The 1493-nt window shown below is 78.6% G+C and carries 3 protein-coding genes; 2 read left to right on the top strand and 1 reads right to left on the bottom strand.

Annotation, left to right across the window (positions count from 1 at the left end; genetic code table 11):
• Positions 1-330 (bottom strand): hypothetical protein (locus EBM89_RS20645; protein WP_199732229.1); only part of this gene is annotated, 330 nt, incomplete at its 3' end.
• A 129-nt stretch (positions 331-459) separates the two neighbouring features.
• Between EBM89_RS20645 and EBM89_RS20650 the strand changes: the two genes are divergently transcribed.
• Together EBM89_RS20650 and EBM89_RS21695 are read left to right on the top strand one after the other, a co-directional pair.
• Positions 460-1218, top strand: a complete 759-nt coding sequence (locus tag EBM89_RS20650; protein WP_122151417.1) for a DUF1266 domain-containing protein — start codon at positions 460-462, stop codon at positions 1216-1218.
• Positions 1219-1220: 2 nt separating this feature from the next.
• Complete coding sequence (locus EBM89_RS21695; protein WP_158609750.1) at positions 1221-1361, top strand: hypothetical protein; 141 nt, start codon at positions 1221-1223, stop codon at positions 1359-1361.
• The last annotated feature ends 132 nt before the right edge of the window (positions 1362-1493 follow it).

The raw sequence follows: 1493 nt of genomic DNA on the forward strand, positions 1-1493 counted from the left end.
GCCCGCCGACGTCCGGGTCAGGGAGGCGGCGACGGCGGCGTGCGCCCCGCGCCAGGCGGCCGCGTCGGCGTCCGTGCCGCCGAGCGCGCGCACCAGGTCGGCGAGCAGCTCGACGTCCAGGCGGGTCCGCCCGTCCCGGAACGCGTCGTACACGGTGACCCGGCCGGGGCGGCGCTCGTGCGGAGGCACCCCGCGGGCGGCCCGCACGGCGTCGACCCGCCGGACGAGGTCCGCGTACGACGGCGACCCACCGGCGGCGCGCAGGTCGCGCAGCCGGCCCGTGAGGTCGTCCCAGCCGCCCGGGGCGGGGGGCGGGGAGGCGTCGGGCACCGGCCCAGGCTAACCACCGCCCGTGTTCGGGTTCGTTCGGGGCTGCTGCGCGTCGGCGGCACCCCGGGTTCCCCTAGGGACCCGCGCCGTGGTCGTCCGGCGCGCCCCGCTACCGAGGAGCCGCACCCCATGGGCCTGTTCGACAAGATCAAGGCGATCTTCGCCACCGAGTTCGCCACGCTCGACGGCGCACCCGCGCTCACCCCCGAGCAGGACCGGGCGCTCGCCCTCGGCGCCGTGTACGCGGCCGAGGGGCACCTGCCGATGAACGCCCCGACGATGGAGGCCGACCCCGGCACCGCCCAGAAGCTGCTGTCCGGCGCGTGGGACGTGCACGGCCCGGACGACGTGGACGGCGCGTACGCGTACCTGCTGCACCAGGGCCACCGCGGCTACTACGCGCTGGTCGCCCCGCGCGTCGAGGAGGTGTTCGCCACCCGCGGCGGCCGCGGGCTGCAGAAGGAGCACCAGGCCCGCGTCGCGCAGGAGGCCGCCGAGCGCGGGCTCGACCCCGAGCGCGCCCAGAAGTGGTACGTCGGCTGGACCGGCGCCGCGGTGGCGGGCGGGCACGCCGCGCTGCCGGACCCGCTGCCCAGCAGCATCGTCGCGTGGGACGCCGCCCGGGTCGTGCACCTGAGCCGGCTGCTGCTGGACGCGGGCCTGGTCACGCCGGACCGCGCGTGGGACGCCATGGGCGAGGCCGTCGGGCTCGCCCGCCCGGCGTACCGGGGCTGGGAGGAGTTCGGGCGGGCGTTCGTCGTGGGGCGCGCGTTCTGGACCGCCGGCACCAGCCGCAACCCTGTGGACGGGGACCTGTCGAAGTTCGACGGCGCGGTGGACGACCTGCTCAAGGTCGACGGCTCGCCCTGGCTGCGGCTGGCGTACTGACCGTGGCCGGTGAGCGCCGCGCCTGGCGGTGGGTCGGTCTGCTCGTGCTCGTCGGCGCGGGCACGGCCGTCGTCGCGGTGTGGGGGGACGACCTGCGCCCGGAGGTGCACGCCTTCCTGCAGAACGTCGCCCGCCGGCTCTGATCCCGGCCGCCCTGGTCCAGGGGTCAGGGCGGCGGGGCGGCCGGGGCCGCCGGTGGCGCCGGCGGCGCCGTGCCCGGTGGGGGCGGGGCGGGGCCGCCGGACGGCCGCAGGACGATCGTGGAGCCGCGCGGC

The organism is Cellulomonas triticagri (assembly GCF_003696205.1).
In the GTDB taxonomy this organism is placed as follows: domain Bacteria; phylum Actinomycetota; class Actinomycetes; order Actinomycetales; family Cellulomonadaceae; genus Cellulomonas; species Cellulomonas triticagri.

What these genes read in the sequence shown, in the direction of transcription:
- EBM89_RS20650 (WP_122151417.1), top strand. Translation starts at nt 460, where the DNA reads ATGGGCCTGTTCGACAAGATCAAGGCGATCTTCGCCACCGAGTTCGCC.